Raw genomic sequence first — 17166 nt, 5'->3', positions numbered from 1 at the left:
TTTCAAGTTTAACTGACCTTACACGGCTGACATCATGAACCTGACGGCTGACACGCAAGAGCCAGTCGGCGCTGGCTTGTGGGTCAGCGTCTCCGATCTGGCGGCCCGCAAGGGCGTCACGAAGCAGACGATTTCCGAGCGGGTGGCCAAGCTCGTCCGCGACGGGCTGATCGAGACGCGTCCTGGCCCCGGGCGGGCGAAGCTCGTCAATCTGGCTGCCTACGATAGGGCCGTCGGCGAAACTGGCGACGCGGCCAAAGAGCTGGGCGCGGCGACGAAAGCCTCTATCCGCGCGCAGGAACAGGGTGAACCCGCTCCCGCGACCGGCGGCGATCACGTGCTGGCGCGCGAGCAGGCTCGCCGCATGGCCTACGAGGCCGACCTCGCGAAACTGAAGCTCGAAGAACGGCTCGGCAATCTGCTGCCGATCGAGGATATCGAGGCGGCGATGGTGCGCTGCGCCGAGGCACTGACCCGTGCTTTCGAGCAGCTCCCGACACGCGCAGACGATCTGGCTGCGGCGGTGGCGAAGGATGGCGTGAACGGGGCGCGGGCCTTTCTGAAGACGGTGGCGCGGGACATGCGGGCGTTGCTCGCGAAGGAGATGAGGCTGCTCGATAAAGACGAGCCGCAGGAGGCGACAGAGGCCGAAGGGCAGGGCGAGGAATGAAGTTCAAGCACTCTGCCCTCCGTATCGTCGCGCGCACGCTGGCGAAGCTCCTGGAGCCGCCGATGCCGATCCCGCCTTCAAAGTGGGCACGGGAAAATCTCATGGTGCCTGACGGCCCGCGCGCCGGTGAACTTTGGGACCCGTATCTGACGCCCTATCTGATCGAGCCGCTCGACATGCTCGGACCGGATTGCCCGGTGAACAAGGTCGTGGTGCGGAAGAGCGCGCAGACCGGCTTCACGACGCTCGGCATCGCCTGGATCGGTCACACGATCGACCGTGATCCGTGCCGCATGGCCGTGGTGCAGCCGACGGACAGCGCATTGAGCGAATTTTTGAGCGAGAAACTAAACCTCGCAATCAGCGAGACGAAGGCGCTCAAGGAAAAGGTGCAGGCGCAGAAGTCGCGCAGCTCGCAAGGGTCGACGACGTACACGAAACGCTATCCGGGCGGCTCTCTGAGCTGCCTGATCGCCACGTCGACCGCAGATCTTCGCTCAAAGACACTGAAAAAGGTCTTCAAGGACGAGGCGAGCGAATACCCGGACGATCTCGACGGGCAAGGTTCGCCGCATGCGATGATCAGCGCCCGCTACACGAGTTTTCTCGCGAGCGGAGACTGGAAAGAGCTGAATATCTCGACGCCGGTGCTTAAGGGTGCCTGTTACATCTCGGACGAGTTCGACGCAGGAGATCAGCGCTTCTGGCATGTGACCTGCCCGCATTGCGGCGAGCAATTCACTTTCGAGTTTGACCGCAAGTGGTTCAAGTTCAACGATGTCTACCCTTACGAAGCTCACTACATCGCGCCGTGCTGCGGTTCTGTGATCGAATATCATGAGCGCAACGCGTTGGTGCGCGCTGGCGAGTGGATCGCGCTGGAGCCTGCGCCGGGGAAGTTCCCCAGCTACCATTTCGATGCGTTGTCGAGCCCCTTCGTGCCATGGGACGAGATCGCGAAGAAGTTCATCGAGGCCGGGGACGATCCGGCCAAGCAGAAAGGCTTCTGGAACCTCACGCTCGGCTTGCCCTACGAGCTGCGCACCGACACGCCTGATCACACACGGCTGATGGAGCGGCGCGAAGACGGTCTCACGCGCGGGCACATCCCGCCGCAGGCTCTCTTGCTGGTGGCATCGGCTGACGTGCAGATGCGCGGCATCTATGTCGAGGTGTTGGCGATCGCGCCAGACCGGCAGAGCTGGGTTGTTGACGTGCAGTATCTCGACGGCGAGACGACGGACGCCGAGCGCGGCGCCTTCGCCAAGCTCACCGACTTGTATGAGCGGACCTATCCTGACGCGTTCGGCAATCGCCGCCGCGTCGACCTGTTCGGCGTGGACAGCGGCTATCAGACGAACACGGTCTACACCTGGTGCCGCAATCGGCCCGGGGCAATGGCGCTGAAGGGCGAGGACGGCTGGAGCCGCCCAGCGCTCGGATCGCCAACGCTTCAGGACATCGACTACGGCGGCAGGAAGATCAAGAAGGGCGCGCAGAAGTGGTCGGTCGGCACGTGGCCGCTGAAAGCCACGTTCTACTCTGACCTTCGCAAGGACGGGCTGAAGGCGGGCCGAGAGATCGACCCGCCCGGCTATTGCCATTTCGGCACCTGGCTCGACGAGGTGTATTTCCGGCAGATCACGTCGGAATATGTCGCCGACGAGAAGTTCAAGGGCCGCAATCGCAAGGTCTGGAAGATCAAGTTCCGCGAGGAAAACCACTGGCTCGACTGCCGCGTCTACAACATGGCGCTGGCCGAATATCTCGGCCTGTCGCGCATGACGGCGGACGATTGGGCGGTGCTGGCGAAAGAGCGCGGCGTGCCTGAAGAGGCGCGCGCTGTCGATTTGCTGTCACCGGCACCGGTTCGGGCGGCGGCGGCGTCCGAAGCCGCGAAAGAGACTGCGCCGGAGCCCGCCCCGGAGCCGAAACAGGAAGAACCGGGCGGGAACGACTGGTTCAAGGGCCGCAACCGCGGCTGGTTCAAGCGATAAACTGAGAGGGCGGTCTGGCTGGGCTCGAAGCTCCGCGCCAGCCTCCCCACACGAATACCCGAGAGGGCGGTCTGGTACTGCTCGCGAGGCACCCAGCAGCATCCCCGGCCTCACGGCCCTTGGGAGGCTTGAGCAAGGTCTTGGAACATAGACCGGCAATAAGGGGATACCCCCGCCGCCCCGGAAAGCCGCCGGCTCACCGCCTCCGTTGAGAGGCGGCTGTTCCGGCGGCACTTTTTTGCACGAGAGACACCGATGGCCTTCACGCAAGCCGACATCGACGCGCTGAAGCGCGCCATCGCGACCGGTGCCCGCAAGGTGCGCTACGAGAGCGGCGGCGAGGTGCGCGAAGTGACCTATCGCTCTCTCGACGAGATGGAGCGGTCGCTCGCGGCCATGGAGCGCGAGATTTCGGGCGCTTCTCGCCCGCGTTCTGTGCTCGTTTCCCATAATCGGAGCCGATAAATGGCGTTTCTGGATCGAGTTATCGGCGTGTTTTCGCCTATGGCGGAAGTGCGGCGCCTTCAGGCGCGTGCGGCGGTCAAGGTGCTCCGAAAACGCTCCTATGACGGTGCGCTCGCGCCGCGCCGCTCCATGGGCTGGAGCCGTGGGGCGTCGGCCAATGGCAGCATAAGCCCGGCGCTGGCAAAGCTGCGCGATCACGCTCGCGACCTGGTGCGCAACACACCTATGGCGAGAGTGCCGGATGTGCTAGCCGCGCACATCGTGGGCACGGGCATCGTGCCGACTTCCCGCACGGGGAAGCGCGCGATCGATAAGAAGGTGAATGCGCTTTTCGCCGAATGGCAGAAGCAGGCCATCGTTTCCGGCGATGTCGATTTCTACGGCTCACAGGCGCTGGTTGTTCGCGCGATGGTCGAAGGTGGCGAGGCGCTCGTGCGCTATCTCCCACGCTCGTCCGACAGCACTCTGCCGGTGCCGCTGCATCTGCGACTTATGGAGGGCGATCAGCTCGACGAGAGTAAATCGGGCATACCGGGCCGCTCTTCGGGTGGGACGGCGACGCTCGGCATCGAATTCGACGCGGATGGCCAGCGCACTGGCTATTGGGTGCGAAAGGCGCATCCGGGTGATCCCGTGACACTCATGGGCTCGCTCGACAGCGTATTCGTGCCCGCCCGCGACATCGCGCATATCTATCGCCCGCTCCGCATCGGGCAAGTTCGCGGCGTCTCGTGGTTCGCGCCGATCTTGCTCACGGCGCGCGATCTTGCCGACTACATGGAGGCGACGCTCGTCAAAGCCCGCGTGGAAAGCTGCTTTGCTGGGTTCGTGGAATCTGCCGATGTTGGGATGCCCGCAAACCTGGCCTCGGCAACGAGAGCAAGCGCGGAAACGCGGCGGGGGCCGGAAGCGCTCGAACTTTCTCCGGGCATGATGACCCGGCTGGAGCCCGGCGAGAAAGTCACCTTCGCACAGCCGTCATCCTCGACCAGTTTCGAAGCCTACACGCTCAACGCAGCGATGAGTGTCGCGGCCGGCGCTGGCATTACCTACGATCAGTTCACGGGCGATCTGAGACAGGCGAACTATTCGAGCTTGAGGGCTGGGAAAATCGAGTTTCGGGCGCTGGTGAGGCAAATTCAGCACCATCTGATCATTCCTCGCTACTGCCAGCCGACGTGGGATCGCTTCATCGAATGCGCGATCCTTTCAGGCACGCTCAAACAGCGGCCGGGCGGGTATCCGGTTACATGGATCGCGCCTGGCTTCGAGCCTATCGATCCGAAGAAAGACCTTGAGGCGGATATTCTTGCGGTCAGGTCTGGCCGGATGACGTGGGATGAGTTCGTGGCCGAATGGGGCAACGATCCGATCGAGCAGCTCGACGCCATCGCCCGCATCAACGAGGCTTTCGACGAGCGAGGGATCACCCTCGATATCGACCCGCGCAAGGTGACGGCAACAGGGGCGGCTCAATCCGCCAACTCTCCGGAAAAGTCGGACAGTTCCAAGAAACAGGATGAACAAGATGCCGCAGATTGAAACGCGGGAGGTGTATCTCCCCGTGCAAATGCGCGCGCTCCCGCTGACTTCGGTCGACAAGGAAGCGCGCACAGTCGACGTGGTGTTTTCGACCGGTGCTTCCGTGATGCGGGCGCGTTGGGAGGACTGGACCCGTATTCCGTATGAGGAAACGCTGGTCATCAGCGCGGCTGCCATCAACATGGAGCGGCTGGCCGCTGGCGGCCCCGTTCTCGACAGCCATCGTTCTTGGTCGACCGATACGCAGGTTGCCGTGGTCGAGCGCGCCTGGATCGAGGGCGACAAGGCTCTCGCTCGCATTCGCTTCCCGAGCGAGAGCACCGACGAATTGTCGGACACGCTCTGGCGGAAGGTCAGCGAAGGCATCGTCCGCAACATCTCGATCGGCTACAGCATCGACAAGGTGCGCATCATCGAAGCCGAGAAGCGCGGCGACGTTGAGCAGTGGATCGTGGAGCGCTGGACGCCCCATGAAATCAGTTTCGTGCCCGTGCCCGCCGATCCCGGCGCGCAGGTTCGCGGCGCCCGCTCAGACGGCGGCGAGCGCTCTTTCCCGGCCGTCATCACCACAACTCAGGAGCAATCCATGCCGGACAACGTCCGCACCACGCCGGAAGATCCGGCGAATGAAGCTCAGCGCTCGGCCGCACCTGCCGCCGCACCTGCGCCCGTCGACACGCGCGCTCTGACCGAAGAGGCTACGCGCGCCGAACGCACGCGCGTCTCGGAAATCACCGCGCTCGCTCGCCGACACGGCATGAGCGACGACTTCTTGCAGCGTCATATTGACGGTGGCGCGAGCGCGGTCGAATTCGGGCGCCATGTGCTCGATGAGCTCGCCACGCGCGCCCGCGCGACCGACACCGTCGCCGTGCGTGTGACGCAGGACGAGGGCGACACCCGCCGCGCTGCGGTGGAAAACGCGGTCTTGCACCGCGCCAATCCGGGCGCCACGCAACTCACCGCCGCCGCTCGCGAATATCGCGGGATGACACTCCTTGAGATGGGGCGCACCTATATCGAAGACACGCGCGGCACCCGCCTTCGCGGCCTCGGGAAGCTTGAATTGGCGAGCGTGCTGATGGGCTTCGAGACGCGCGCGGGCATGATGTCGACGAGCGATTTCCCGCTCTTGCTTGCCAACGTCGCAGCGAAGAGGCTGCGAGACGGCTACGGCACCGCGGTGCAGACCTGGAAGCCGTTCTCTCGCCAGTCGAACGTGCCGGACTTTAAAGACCGCACGATTGTGATGCTGACCGGCCTTCCTGAGTTTAAGAAGGTCCGCGAAGGTGGCGAATACACCTACGCGACGTTCGGCGAAGATCAGACGAAATACGCGATCGGCACCTATGGCCGCATCGTGGCAATCACGCGTCAGTCGCTCATCAACGACGACCTGGGCGCCTTCGACCGCATCCCGACGCTGTTCGGTCGCGCGGCGGCCGAGTTCGAAAGCGATACCGTCTGGAACCTACTCATCAACAACCAGACCTTGAGCGACGGGAAGGCTCTTTTCCACGCCGATCACGGCAACCTCGCCGCTGCCGGGGCCGCGCCGTCCGAAACGACGCTTGAAGCCGCGGATATCGCGATGGGGGCGCAGGTCGACGCCGCCGGGAAGCCGCTCAATCTGCGCGGCAAGTATCTCGCCGTATCTCGCAAGCACAAGGTTGCGGCTCAGAAGCTGCTCACCAGCGTGCAAGCGACGAAGACCGGCGACGTGAACGTCTACCAGAACTCGATGGAGCTGATCGTCGAGGATCGTCTCTATGTGCCCGGCGGGAATTCGCCCTGGCACGTCATCGGCGACCCTGCCCAGTGGGATACGCTCGAATATGCGTATCTCGAAGGCTCTGAAGGCTTGTACACCGAGCAGCGCGTGGGCTTCGAGGTCGACGGCATCGAGTTGAAGGCTCGCCTTGATTTCGGGGCCAGCGTCATCGACTACAAGGCGTTCTACAAGAACCCCGGCAACTAAGCGCTCACCGAAAGAACAAGCGGGTAAACCGCTCGCCGGAGGACGGCGGGCGGCACTCCCCCATTTCTGGAGACACTCATGAAGAACTATTTTCAGCGCGGTGAGCGCATCACCGGCACGGCGTCGGCTGCCATTGCGAGCGGCGATGTCGTGGTCATCGGCGCCCTGATCGGCGTGGCCGAAACGAAAGCGGCCATCGGCGACGAGGTTACGGTGCTGCTCGAAGGCGTGTTTACGCTGGCGAAGGGCACGTCCGAGGCCATTTCCAAGGGCGCGGCGCTTTACTGGGACGCCACGAACAAAGTCGTGACAGCTACCGCAGGCAGCAACGCAGCCATCGGCAAGGCGTTCACGTCAGCGCTTGCGGCAGACGCGGCTGTGCAGGTCCGCATCCGCAATTAACGAGGCCCAAGCGGTCAGCCTTTCCCCCTGACCGCCACCAAGCGCAGAGCTGTGCCCCACCCAGCTCTGCGCACCCCGCATCGCGGGGGGCATCGTGATCGAGCGACATTACCCGCTGCGCATGTGGGGAGCCTGCCGGTGCTGTCCGGTTGGGCTTGGCTCGAATGCGCCACGATGTCTCCCGCCATGCGGGTTCCCATCGCGAAAAACCGACGCAACGAAGCGACCGCGCGCGCACCGAAGACCGGCTGGCGATGCGCGCGGAGTGGAGCTGAGGGGAGTAGGACCGGCAACGGGGTCGGACCGAAGGGCGCGCGGGGCTGCCACAAGCCCCGCACCAAATTTTGAGGATGGATCATGGCATCACCTTTCGCGGCAATCGATGCCGTCACAGCGACGGCGGTCGACGCGACCTTCGGCGAGCTTGTCCGCATCCTTCCCATGCGCTCCGGCAAATATTCGGCGGGCGGTGCTGATCCAAATCGGCAGGAGCGCGATCTTTACGCGATCCTAACCGAGGATCACGGGTTGCAGCGCACGGACGGCGACCGCATCGGCGGCAATTTCGGCGTCAATCTCGAAGCCGGGCCGATCCGCGTGAGCGTGCCGAAAGCCGCCTTTGCCTCGCGGGCCGACTGGCCGCGCGAGAAAGACCGAATTCAGGCTCTCGACCGCGAGGGGCAGCCCATTTACGAAATCGCACGCGATCCACTGCCGGACAACGCCTCGCGGCTTGTTCTGCACTGCACGCGGCTCAAGCAGGCATAGCCATGAGCCTCGTTGGACTGGTGTTGCGCATTGCGACGGTGAAGGCCCTCGCGGGCCGCACCTTCGCCGAGGGGCGCGTCTACGACAGCCGGAATTCTCCGCTCGACGATCACCTTGACACGGAGCCCGGACCGTTCGTCGCCGTCTACACCGACGACGATGACGCTACGGTCTCTGGTGGCGATCTTTTCGCCCCGGCTCGCTCTCTGTCGCTCGTCTTCGAGATCGGCATCGCCTCACCCGTGACCACGGAAGCGGGTGTGCACGCCATCACGATCCCTCACACCGATGAAGGGATGGAGGCGGCGCTTGACGTGTTGCGGTTTCAGATCGTCGCCGCGCTCCAGCATGGCGATGGCGTTTGGCTCGATATCTGGCGCAGGCTTGTCACCGGCAAGAAATCGCTCTCGGTCAAGCGTGGCGGCAGCGTTCGCAAGGGCATCCGCTTCGCTGGCCGCGAGCTGGTTCTGACGGTCGACACGATCGGCGATCCATCGCCCGGTATCGACACGTCATTCTGGGACGAGATCGAGGCCGCGCTTCGGGGCGATCCCGACACGGCCGATATCGCGGATCTGATCCACAGCCTCGTGCATGTGGGTGACGGCTGGCCGGAGTGGCAGAAGGCGGCAGCGATCCTCGGCATCAGCGCGGAGGGTCGAAAGGCTGTGGGCATAGGGCCTCACGACGATAAGGCAGCCGCCGTGACCACATCGAGCCTGACGGTCGACTTCGGCGACGGCAGGGTTTTCACGGAGAATTCCGGATAATGGCTTTCGGTGACGAAATCCTGCTTCTGAAGGCGGAAATTGCCGAGTTGCGGCGGATCATTGCGAACATGATACAGATCGGCCCCGTTCACGAGGTCGACGCGAAGACAGGAACGCTCCGCCTGAAGCTCGGCGAAGACGCGAACGGCCAGCCGATCCTCGGCCCCGCGATCCCGTGGGCCGAAAGCGGCGGCGCGATCAAGACATGGCTGCCGCCGAAGCAGGGGCAGACGATGCTCGCGCTCAACCCGGTCGGCGCGAAGCGACAGGGTCTCGCGATTAATGCGGCATTCTCTGACGAGAATAAGCAGCCCTCCGAGAAGGGCGACGAGAACGTGGTTACGTTTGGCCCATGGAAAATCGTGCTCGATGGCGACGCGCTGTCGATCACCGGGCCGAAGGTGAAGATCAAGGGGGACATAGAAGTCGCCGGCAACGCCGACTTCAAGGACGGCTACGTGAAGTCGAACAGCAAACATATCGACGACACGCATGGCCACGTCTCCGCGCCGCCTGGGCCTCCCGGCCCGCCGGTCTAAGCATCTGATCCGCACCGAGGGGCCGGTGACGTGGGAATTCAACGGCGATCTTGAGGCCCCGACGTTCAGCCCGAGCGTGAAGATCACGTTCGGCGGCTATGCGGGCGACCCTGTCTGCCACTACTTCATCGAAGCCGGGCAGATCATGTTTTGCGCCGATAGCACTCATTCCATGGCTGGGCAGACGATGCCCATGCCCGACCTTCCCGACCATCTGAAAGGATGACCATGACCACGAAACCCTACACTGTGCGGCCTGGTATCGTCCGCATCAACGGCGCGCGCGTGCCCGAAACCCGCATCGTGCATCTCGACGACGCCGCGGCGCGGTTCGATCTCGACCACGGCAACATCGTGCCGCAGGTCGAGCAGACCACGACGGAGCCGAAAAAGGCCGTCAAGGCGGCGGCGTCCGATGGCGGGGCTTGATCGCGTCACCGGGCGCCCGCTCGACGGCTTCGCCCATGTGGTGCAGTCGATCGATGTGATCTTCACGACGCGCCTCGGCGACCGGGTGATGCGCCGCTGGTTCGGCGCGATCGGCTCGGCCCTGTTGGGCCGGTTGCTCGTGCCGAAAACCATTCTGCTCTTCATCACGACCCTCGCGACGGCTCTCGACCTCTGGGAGCCGCGCTTCAAGGTCGCGCGGATCGACACGTCGGGGAACACCGCCGACGCGATCCGCCTCGGTCAACTGGCGCTCGTGATCGAGGGCGAGTATCGACCGCGCGGCCATCTGGGCGACACGCGCTCCGAAGGGCTGCGCCGCATCTCGCTGGCATCCAGCAAATACGGCTACACACTTTCCGAGGTCTGACATGGCGGCTGCCATCGATCTGACGCGCATGCCCGCGCCCGACGCCATCGAGGCGCTCGATTATGAGACGCTGCAAGAGCAGTTTCTCGCGCGGTTTACGGTCGTCTGGGCGGCGGCGAGGGCCGTGGACCCGACGCTCCCGTCTTATGATGTCGACGCGCTCGAAACCGATCCCGTGGTGATCGCCTCGCAGGCGTGGAGCTATCTGCGGCTGCTCGACAGGGCGCGCGTCAACGATGCTGTGCGGGCCGTGCTCGCGCCCACGGCACAGAAAGCCGATCTCGACAATGTCTGCGCGCGCATCGGCGTGCAGAGGCTCGTCGTCGTGCCCGCGACAGACACGACTGAAGCCGTCATGGAGAGCGACGCGCGATTGCTCGCGCGCTATCTGCTGGCCTTCACGCGGCCGGCTGCGGGCAGTGCTGAGCGTTACCTCTATGAGGCAATGACGGCCTGGCCGCAGCTTCACCATGCGGCGGTTATCGGGCGGGCGGTTCACGGGCGGCGTGGCGACGTCGATCTCGTGATCGCCGGACCGTCGGGGCGCGACGCGACCGATACCGAGCTAGCGCTCGTGCGCGCCGCGACGAACAACACGACCGTGAAACCGGAAGCCACCAGCCTTTCGGTGCTGCGGGCGACGCGCGGCGTCTACGATGTGACCGGCACGATAATCGTGCCGACTGGCCCGGATGCCGAGGCCGTTCGCGCCGAGGCTGAGGCGCGTATTCTTGCTGCCGGGCAGGCGCGCATGCTGATCGGGGCACAGGTGCCTCGCTCGGCACTCGAAGGCGCAGCCTATGGCCTTTCGGTGACCCGAGCGGATCTGACCTCGCCCGCCGATATCCCGGCCGATCCCTACACGATCCCGATCCCGGGCGTGATCGAACTATCTGTCGAGGTGGCAGGATGAGCGCGAGTGTCCCCGACATTCTGCCGCCGAACAAGGCGCCGTTCGAGGAAGGCCTCGCGGCGGGCATGAGCGACGATCTGCCGGTGCCGGTCGAGCAGGTGCTCGATCCGCAGACGGCGCCGGCGCATTTTCTGCCCTGGCTCGCCGTTCATGACGGGGTGCGGCTGTGGTTCCCGGACTGGCCCGAGCCGCGCAAACGGCGGGTCATCGATGAAGCCCTTGTGGCCGCCTGGGAAGTGGGCGTGCGCGCGGGCGCTGTGCGCTATCTCGGCTATGTCGACGGCACGCTCGTCGACGTGATCGCATACCCGGCGCGGTTTGTTTTCGGGCGCGCGAAGGTGGGCCGCACGCCGATTGGGCACGGTCCGTTCCTCGCGCGATACCTTGTGCGCATCGTTACCTACAAGCCGCCGCGCGCTTTCGTCTTCAACCGTTCCCGCATCGGCAGCGCGAGGCTCAAGACACCCTCTCGCGAGGCGCGACGACGCGCGCTCACGGCGCTTCGGGCGGCGAAATCGCCGGAGACAGAAATTCGTGTCGATTTCTCGCACAAGCGACAGATCACATTCGCAGACGCGCCGCCGATCGATGGCAGCATGCGGTTCGGCCAATACCTTCCACGCTTCAAGCTCTGAGGCCCCATGACCAAGATTGTGAAATTCTCCGAGGCGGAAGTGGCTGAGCCCAGCGACTTCGACGACATCTCAGCTTATGCCCGCGCGGGCGACGAGGCGATCACCTCAGGTGCTATCGGCTATCCGCATCATTGGGCGGATTATACGGTTTCGAATGCGAACGCCATTGAGGCGACGATCAGCGTCGGCTCCTTGTTCGTGGGCGGTCTTGTCTATCGAAACGACGATCCTATCGTTGTCAATTTGCAGGTGCACCTGCCGCTCGTGACCGGCGACCGGCGCTATGTGGCGCTGCTCCTGCGCGGCGAGGAGGAGGTCACCACAGGTCAGCGCCTGGTCGAAACTGATGCCGATACCGGCGAGACTGTCGAACAGAGCGTGCCGAAGACCGGGCTCCGCAAGGTTGTGTGTGTCGTTCAGCAAGGGCTGTCGTCGCCGACGCCGCTGAAGCCGACTGTCGCGGCCGACCAGTGCTGCCTCGCCTATGTGGAGCTTTCCCCGACTGGCATCGTCGCCATCGAGATGGACAATGCGTCGCGGGTAAAGAGCCTCTACGAGATAGAAGGGCGGCTCTCGCTCGTCGAGGGTGATGTGTCGAATGTGCGCACGCGCGTGAGCACGATCGAGACAGATATCGCCAATATCGCGAGCCGCCTCGGCGATATCCCGTCGCCGATCATTATGCGCCAGATCAAGCGCGAACTCGGCATTCTTCGCCGCACGGTGGCGTTGCCGGATGAGGCCAGGGCGTGGTGGTACGACGCCGGCCTTCTGCAGGATGCGTGGGACAAGGCACACGCAAGCTGGCTTGCGCGCGTACGCGAAGGCATTCGCTTCCCATGGGCGGCGGAGCGCGACGCTCAGCTTGCGCTGATCGATGAAAGCTCGAATGCGATCCGCTTCTCCGGTCGACTGCTCCTGCCTGCGTGGACGGAGGCCGCGCGGCTCGAAATCGACGGCGATGGCGGCAGCAAGAATATCTCGCAGCTCGTGCACACCGTCACAACGGCGGTGCGGCGCGAGCTTTCCCGCACGGTCACGGAATACGGCCCAACCGTTACCGTCTGCGAAAACAACGCGGAATGGTCGAACACCTCCGGCCTCGATGTCGGCGCTCTGTTCACGAAAAACGGTGAGACGTGGGAGGTTGTGGGGTCTGATAACGGCGCCAATTACGGAGTGGGCCACGTCCTGCGGTACGTTCGAAAGTTGACCGTTCGCACGGTAACGGAAACCTATTGGGACAAGGTCACCGAAAATTTCGGCGTCAACGGCTCGATTTACGGCCAGACATGGCTCTGCGCGCAGCCGATGATCGTGACGAGCATCGACCTGAAGTTCACGCGCGTTGCCTCGACCGGCGATGTGCATCTGTTCCTGTGCGAGTGCTCGGAAAGCGGCGAGCCGCAATTCGACAGGGTGCTCGCGAAGACGACGCTCGCCGCTGGCGATCTCGCGACAGGCTGGGTGAGGTTCTCCATCACGCCGCGCTTCCTCGAAAGCGGCAAGCGCTATGCGTGGTTCACTGTTACGACGGGCAACCACGCGTTGGAGACGGTGAGCGGCAACAAGTTTGCTCAGGGCAGCCTGTTCTGGTGCACCGATGGGGCCTGGGCGCAAGGCGATCCGCTCGTGGACTTCGCCATGCGGCTCAACGCGGCCTCCTTCGCATCGTCGCGCACGGTTGTCGAATTCCAGCCGCTGACGCTGGAAAACGGCATGACCGAAATCCGCCTGCTTACGGCGGGCTGGGCACCGGGCGGCACCGCGCTTGTGTGGGAGGTGAAGCCATCCGACAGCGAGACGTGGCAGCCGCTCACGCTCGATAGCGCGGCGGCTTCGACGGCTCTGAACGGGGTGCCTGCGCTCGTTCAGCTCCGCGCCGTGTTCACCGGCACGACGGACCTTCAGCCAGCCCTGGTGCTCGACGCCTATGCGCGCGGCATGACGTTCCGCCCGCGCGGCGACATGGTGGCGGTGTCGAAAGAGCAGGCGTTCGGTCTCAGCACGACCCATGTGCAGCTTGAAGCGGTGCTCGACCAATACGACGCGGCCAAGCACACGGCCGCGCCGAAACTCGTGATCGGCGGCACGGTGGTGACGCCGACGACGCTCACGATCACGCCGGATCTCGTGAACCCGAAGAAGCGCACGCTTCTCGCCAACTTCATGCTGGGCGCGGCGACCACGTCGGCGCGGGCGCGCATCGACATGACCACGACAGAGGTCACGGACCTGCCCTTCGTCCAGAACATCGCGCTCTACGCGCTTTAAGGAGAAACCCATGCCAGAGAGCACTCAGGCCGCTTCGGCGGCCGGAGACGGCGCGCCTGCGCCTTATGAAGCGGCTGCGACATACCAGATATCGCTGTCTCGCCTGATCAAGCTGGGTGGCACTGTGCCGCTCATTCCTCGCGGCGACATTTTCGTCAGCGGGGCTGCCCTCAACCAGATCGTGACGGAGCACGGAGCCGATGTCATCCTCTCTGCCGAGCGCCGATAACGACTATCGTATCCTCGATATCGACACCAAGCTCACGCTGGCGCTGTGGAACGCGGTGCTGCCTTCGGTCGGCACACGCTTGCGCGCGGCCGAGGCGATCCGGGCCGATTTCGAGGCGCTGATCAACCTCGGCACCGGGCAGGCGCTCGAGGTGATCTCGGCCAATGTCGAGCCGCAACTCGCTGCACTCACCGCGACTATATCGCAGCTTCAGAGCGACGTGCGCGAGGCCGAGGACGTTATTGCGGCACTGATCAGCGGCAGCGTGCCGATGGGCACAGTGACGGGGCTTGGCGCTGCTTTGCTGGCAAAAGCGGACGCGGAGGCGACGAGCGCCGCCTTGTCGGCGCTGAATACCCTCGTTGCGACAAAAGCTGCGTCTGCGGATTTGGCGGAGGCGCTCCTACTCAAGGCGGACGCAGCGGCCACCAACGCCGCGCTAGCCGCGAAAGCGGACGCGGCGGGCACCTCCATCGCAATAGCGTCTGGCGCTCGCGGGTTTGTAAACGCCTTTCGCAACGGGGGTTTTACCGTCGCACAGCGCGGCACGTCGGGTTCGGTCGCCGCCGGCGCGACTGCCTACACGCTCGACGGCTGGCAGATTTCAGCGGGTGGCGCTGCGGCTGCTTGGTCGCAGGTTTGGAATACCGGGATTGCGGGCGCGTCGCTCCGGATCAACCGCGCCTCGGGGTTGACCGCCTGCACGCTGCAACAGCGCATCGAGAGCTATCTATCGGCCCAATTGCTGACCCACGCGCTTGCGGTGCAACCGGTCACGGTGCAGGTTGCAGTGTATAATGGGACGTCGGCGGCGATCACACCAAAGATCGCCACAGGCTACGCCTCGGCGCGTGACAATTTTGGGACGGTCACGGCGAACCTTCCGCCCACAAACTTGCAGACTATCCCCGCAGGGGCAAGCGGCATCGTTTCCTATACTTTTGTTCCAAATGTCAACATTGCCAACGGGCTGCAAATCCAATTGCAATTCGGCTCAGCGCTCAATGCCGCAAGCGGTTACGTCCAGATCGGGCGCGCGGATATCCGCGCCACGCCGGGCATCGCTGTCGGGATCAACAGCGCCCCGCCACCTCCGGAAACGCGCGACCCTGCAACAGAGAAAACGCTGGCGGCGCGGTACTACTCAACTGTGCCCGCGAATTTACTATCTAACGGCGCAGCCCCGTTCGGCGGGTGTGTGGTAACTGTCCCCATACAGATGAGGGCGGCACCCACGGCGCTCAGCGTCGCTTCCACGTCTGCGTCGAGTTGGGACAGCCCTACTTTGCTAAATATGGAGGCATTTAGTGATAGAGTTTTGATTTGGCCGCCAGCTGACAGAGTATTAGGAGCGTATAATAAGGCGATCATTGAATTATCGGCGGAACTATAAAATGTATGCACTGACACATAGCGGTGCTGTCCGCCGTGATGATGGAGCCGTGATCCCAGCCGATCAGGCGAATTCGGACTGGCAGCGCTATCAAGACTGGCTTGCTGCGGGGAATGCGCCGTCGCCGGCGCCTGTTGTGCCGGAGCCGGTGCCGTCGAGCGTGACGCCGCTGCAATTGGTTCGCGCGCTTCGGCAGGCGGGCCTCAAGGAGGCGTTCGACGAGGCGCTCGCGGCGAACTCTGAGGCGAGCGAGGATTTCGCGCTCGCCCGCGAGATCGAGCGCGACGACCCGATGGTCGCCACGATAGCGACCGCACTTGGAAAGAGCGCGGTCGAGGTCGACGACATCTTCAGGCTCGCCGCGACCTTGTAGCGAACCAAACAAACCATCTTCACCCAGCCGCCCACGACTGCGCTTCGCGCGAGTCGGCCTTTAGAGCCGACCCACGCAAGGCGTGATCGGACGCGGCTTTTTTCATGGAGAAAACGATGACGGCACCGTCATTCGGCATCATCAACACGCGGCCCGAAGACGAGGCCGTACCAGTCATCGGGGCGGATTTCTCGAAGCTCGGCTTCGTGGAAACGTCGCCCGACGCGGACCCGGCGACCTTTCCGCTCGACGAGCCGGTGCGCTTTTCGAGCGGCGACACGGCGATCGTCGCGAAACTCGGCACCGGCTATCTTGCCGACGCGGTGAAGGGCGTCAACGCGCAGCTGGCCGAGTTGCAGGTGGCCGCCGATATCACCGTCGTGCGCGTGGCCGAAGGCACCGCCACGGACGCGCAGACGAAGCTCGAGCAGACGACGGCCAACATCATCGGCTCGGCCGCGAACCAGACCGGCCTTTATGCGCTGAAATCGGCGCCGGAGCATGTCGGGGCAACGCCGCGCCTCATCTGGGCCGGGCGCACCGCGTGGCAGCCGGACGCCAACAGCGCGAACCCCGTCGTCGCAGCGCTGCCGGAGATCCTGAATTCGCTGCTCGGCGTCGCTGTGGTGGACGCGCCAGAGAGCCGGACGGCTGCGCTCGCCTGGCGCGAGGCGACGCAAAGCAACCGCATCATCCCGGTCGGGGTCGGCGCACGCGTCTACGAAGGCGCGACAGTCGTCACGCGGCCGATGGCACCGCGCATTCTCGGTATCGGCGTCCGCGTCGATCACGAGCATGAGGGCAAGCCGTTCCACCCGTGGGCCAATCAAGCCGTGAACGGCATCGTCGGCACGAGCCGCAACATCGCGTTCAGCCTGACCGACGGTGCAACCGAGGGGCAGATGCTGCTCGAGAGCGACATCGGCATCGTGGTGCGCGGCGAGAGCGGCGTGGACACGGCAATCGCAGATGGCGGCTTCGTCTATATCGGTACGGAAAGCACGGCTGAAGGCGATCTGTGGGCGCAGTTTCATCAGGTTCGCGGGTCCGACTATCTCACTGCGAAGATGATGCGCATCACGCGCCAGTATCTCGGCAAGCTCATCTCGGCCGATACGGTCGAGGCGTGGATCAACAGCATCAAGTTCATGTTGCGCGATCACAAGGCGGCGAACGATATCCTCGGCTATGACGTGAAGTTTCTGCCCGCGCGCAACAGCGTGGAAGAAGTTCGCCTCGGTCGCCTTGTCGTCTCCCCCTTCATCGAGCCCGCGCCGGTCTTCCGCCGCGCCACGCACGAGGTGCGCCGCTACGCGGCCGCCGTCGACGCGCTGGTGGCCGATATCGCCGCCCGCGTGAACGCTTCCGGCACGGTCTAATCGCCTCTCAACCCTGAAAGGA

General features: G+C 64.2%; 19 protein-coding genes. All 19 read left to right on the top strand.

Annotation, left to right across the window (positions count from 1 at the left end; genetic code table 11):
* Window positions 1–34 precede the first annotated feature (34 nt).
* The 19 genes from EK416_RS03890 to EK416_RS03800 all read left to right on the top strand — a co-directional run bounded on the left by EK416_RS03890 (window position 35) and on the right by EK416_RS03800 (window position 17144).
* Entirely contained in the window at window positions 35–670 is a 636-nt protein-coding gene (locus EK416_RS03890; RefSeq protein ID WP_127076158.1) for a MarR family transcriptional regulator, read from the top strand.
* Window positions 667–2667 carry a phage terminase large subunit family protein gene (locus EK416_RS03885; protein ID WP_127076157.1) on the top strand — a complete coding sequence of 667 codons (2001 nt, stop codon included), beginning with the start codon at window positions 667–669 and terminating at the stop codon, window positions 2665–2667. The genes EK416_RS03890 and EK416_RS03885 overlap by 4 nt, the downstream gene beginning before the upstream one ends.
* 255 nt (window positions 2668–2922) lie before the next feature.
* Window positions 2923–3132: a phage head-tail joining protein gene (locus EK416_RS03880; RefSeq protein WP_127076156.1), complete on the top strand. Its 210-nt coding sequence runs from the start codon at window positions 2923–2925 to the stop codon at window positions 3130–3132.
* Between the two features lie 27 nt (window positions 3133–3159).
* Complete coding sequence (locus EK416_RS03875) at window positions 3160–4674, top strand: phage portal protein (protein ID WP_164729841.1); 1515 nt, start codon at window positions 3160–3162, stop codon at window positions 4672–4674.
* Complete coding sequence (locus tag EK416_RS03870; RefSeq protein WP_164729840.1) at window positions 4661–6652, top strand: prohead protease/major capsid protein fusion protein; 1992 nt, start codon at window positions 4661–4663, stop codon at window positions 6650–6652. Before EK416_RS03875 ends, EK416_RS03870 begins: the two co-directional genes overlap by 14 nt.
* A 78-nt stretch (window positions 6653–6730) precedes the next feature.
* On the top strand, window positions 6731–7054 hold the full coding sequence (locus EK416_RS03865; RefSeq protein WP_127076153.1) for a DUF2190 family protein: 324 nt from the start codon (window positions 6731–6733) through the stop codon (window positions 7052–7054).
* Window positions 7055–7411: 357 nt separating this feature from the next.
* Window positions 7412–7822, top strand: a complete 411-nt coding sequence (locus tag EK416_RS03860; RefSeq protein WP_127076152.1) for a hypothetical protein — start codon at window positions 7412–7414, stop codon at window positions 7820–7822.
* Between the two features lie 2 nt (window positions 7823–7824).
* Window positions 7825–8592, top strand: a complete 768-nt coding sequence (locus tag EK416_RS03855) for a hypothetical protein (protein ID WP_127076151.1) — start codon at window positions 7825–7827, stop codon at window positions 8590–8592.
* Window positions 8592–9131 carry a phage baseplate assembly protein V gene (locus EK416_RS03850; protein ID WP_127076150.1) on the top strand — a complete coding sequence of 180 codons (540 nt, stop codon included), beginning with the start codon at window positions 8592–8594 and terminating at the stop codon, window positions 9129–9131. The genes EK416_RS03855 and EK416_RS03850 overlap by 1 nt, the downstream gene beginning before the upstream one ends.
* Window positions 9132–9156: 25 nt before the next feature.
* Complete coding sequence (locus EK416_RS03845) at window positions 9157–9357, top strand: ubiquitination-like system serine protease family protein (protein WP_164729839.1); 201 nt, start codon at window positions 9157–9159, stop codon at window positions 9355–9357.
* 2 nt (window positions 9358–9359) lie between these two features.
* Window positions 9360–9560 carry a hypothetical protein gene (locus EK416_RS03840; protein WP_127076148.1) on the top strand — a complete coding sequence of 67 codons (201 nt, stop codon included), beginning with the start codon at window positions 9360–9362 and terminating at the stop codon, window positions 9558–9560.
* Window positions 9547–9948 carry a GPW/gp25 family protein gene (locus EK416_RS03835; RefSeq protein WP_127076147.1) on the top strand — a complete coding sequence of 134 codons (402 nt, stop codon included), beginning with the start codon at window positions 9547–9549 and terminating at the stop codon, window positions 9946–9948. Before EK416_RS03840 ends, EK416_RS03835 begins: the two co-directional genes overlap by 14 nt.
* 1 nt (window position 9949) lies before the next feature.
* Complete coding sequence (locus EK416_RS03830) at window positions 9950–10861, top strand: baseplate J/gp47 family protein (RefSeq protein ID WP_127076146.1); 912 nt, start codon at window positions 9950–9952, stop codon at window positions 10859–10861.
* Window positions 10858–11496, top strand: a complete 639-nt coding sequence (locus EK416_RS03825) for a phage tail protein I (RefSeq protein WP_127076145.1) — start codon at window positions 10858–10860, stop codon at window positions 11494–11496. The genes EK416_RS03830 and EK416_RS03825 overlap by 4 nt, the downstream gene beginning before the upstream one ends.
* A 6-nt stretch (window positions 11497–11502) precedes the next feature.
* Complete coding sequence (locus tag EK416_RS03820) at window positions 11503–13770, top strand: hypothetical protein (protein ID WP_127076144.1); 2268 nt, start codon at window positions 11503–11505, stop codon at window positions 13768–13770.
* A 10-nt stretch (window positions 13771–13780) separates the two neighbouring features.
* Entirely contained in the window at window positions 13781–13999 is a 219-nt protein-coding gene (locus EK416_RS03815; RefSeq protein ID WP_127076143.1) for a hypothetical protein, read from the top strand.
* Complete coding sequence (locus EK416_RS03810) at window positions 13971–15392, top strand: hypothetical protein (RefSeq protein ID WP_127076142.1); 1422 nt, start codon at window positions 13971–13973, stop codon at window positions 15390–15392. The genes EK416_RS03815 and EK416_RS03810 overlap by 29 nt, the downstream gene beginning before the upstream one ends.
* Window position 15393: 1 nt before the next feature.
* Window positions 15394–15765: a hypothetical protein gene (locus EK416_RS03805; RefSeq protein WP_127076141.1), complete on the top strand. Its 372-nt coding sequence runs from the start codon at window positions 15394–15396 to the stop codon at window positions 15763–15765.
* Window positions 15766–15881: 116 nt separating this feature from the next.
* Window positions 15882–17144, top strand: coding sequence for a phage tail sheath protein (locus tag EK416_RS03800; RefSeq protein ID WP_127076140.1), 1263 nt, complete (start codon window positions 15882–15884; stop codon window positions 17142–17144).
* Window positions 17145–17166: the final 22 nt, after the last annotated feature.

It is taken from the genome of Rhodomicrobium lacus, from assembly GCF_003992725.1.
GTDB lineage: Bacteria > Pseudomonadota > Alphaproteobacteria > Rhizobiales > Rhodomicrobiaceae > Rhodomicrobium > Rhodomicrobium lacus.
Note: the sequence above shows the minus strand (reverse complement) of the source record. Positions and strands in the feature narration are given on the sequence as shown.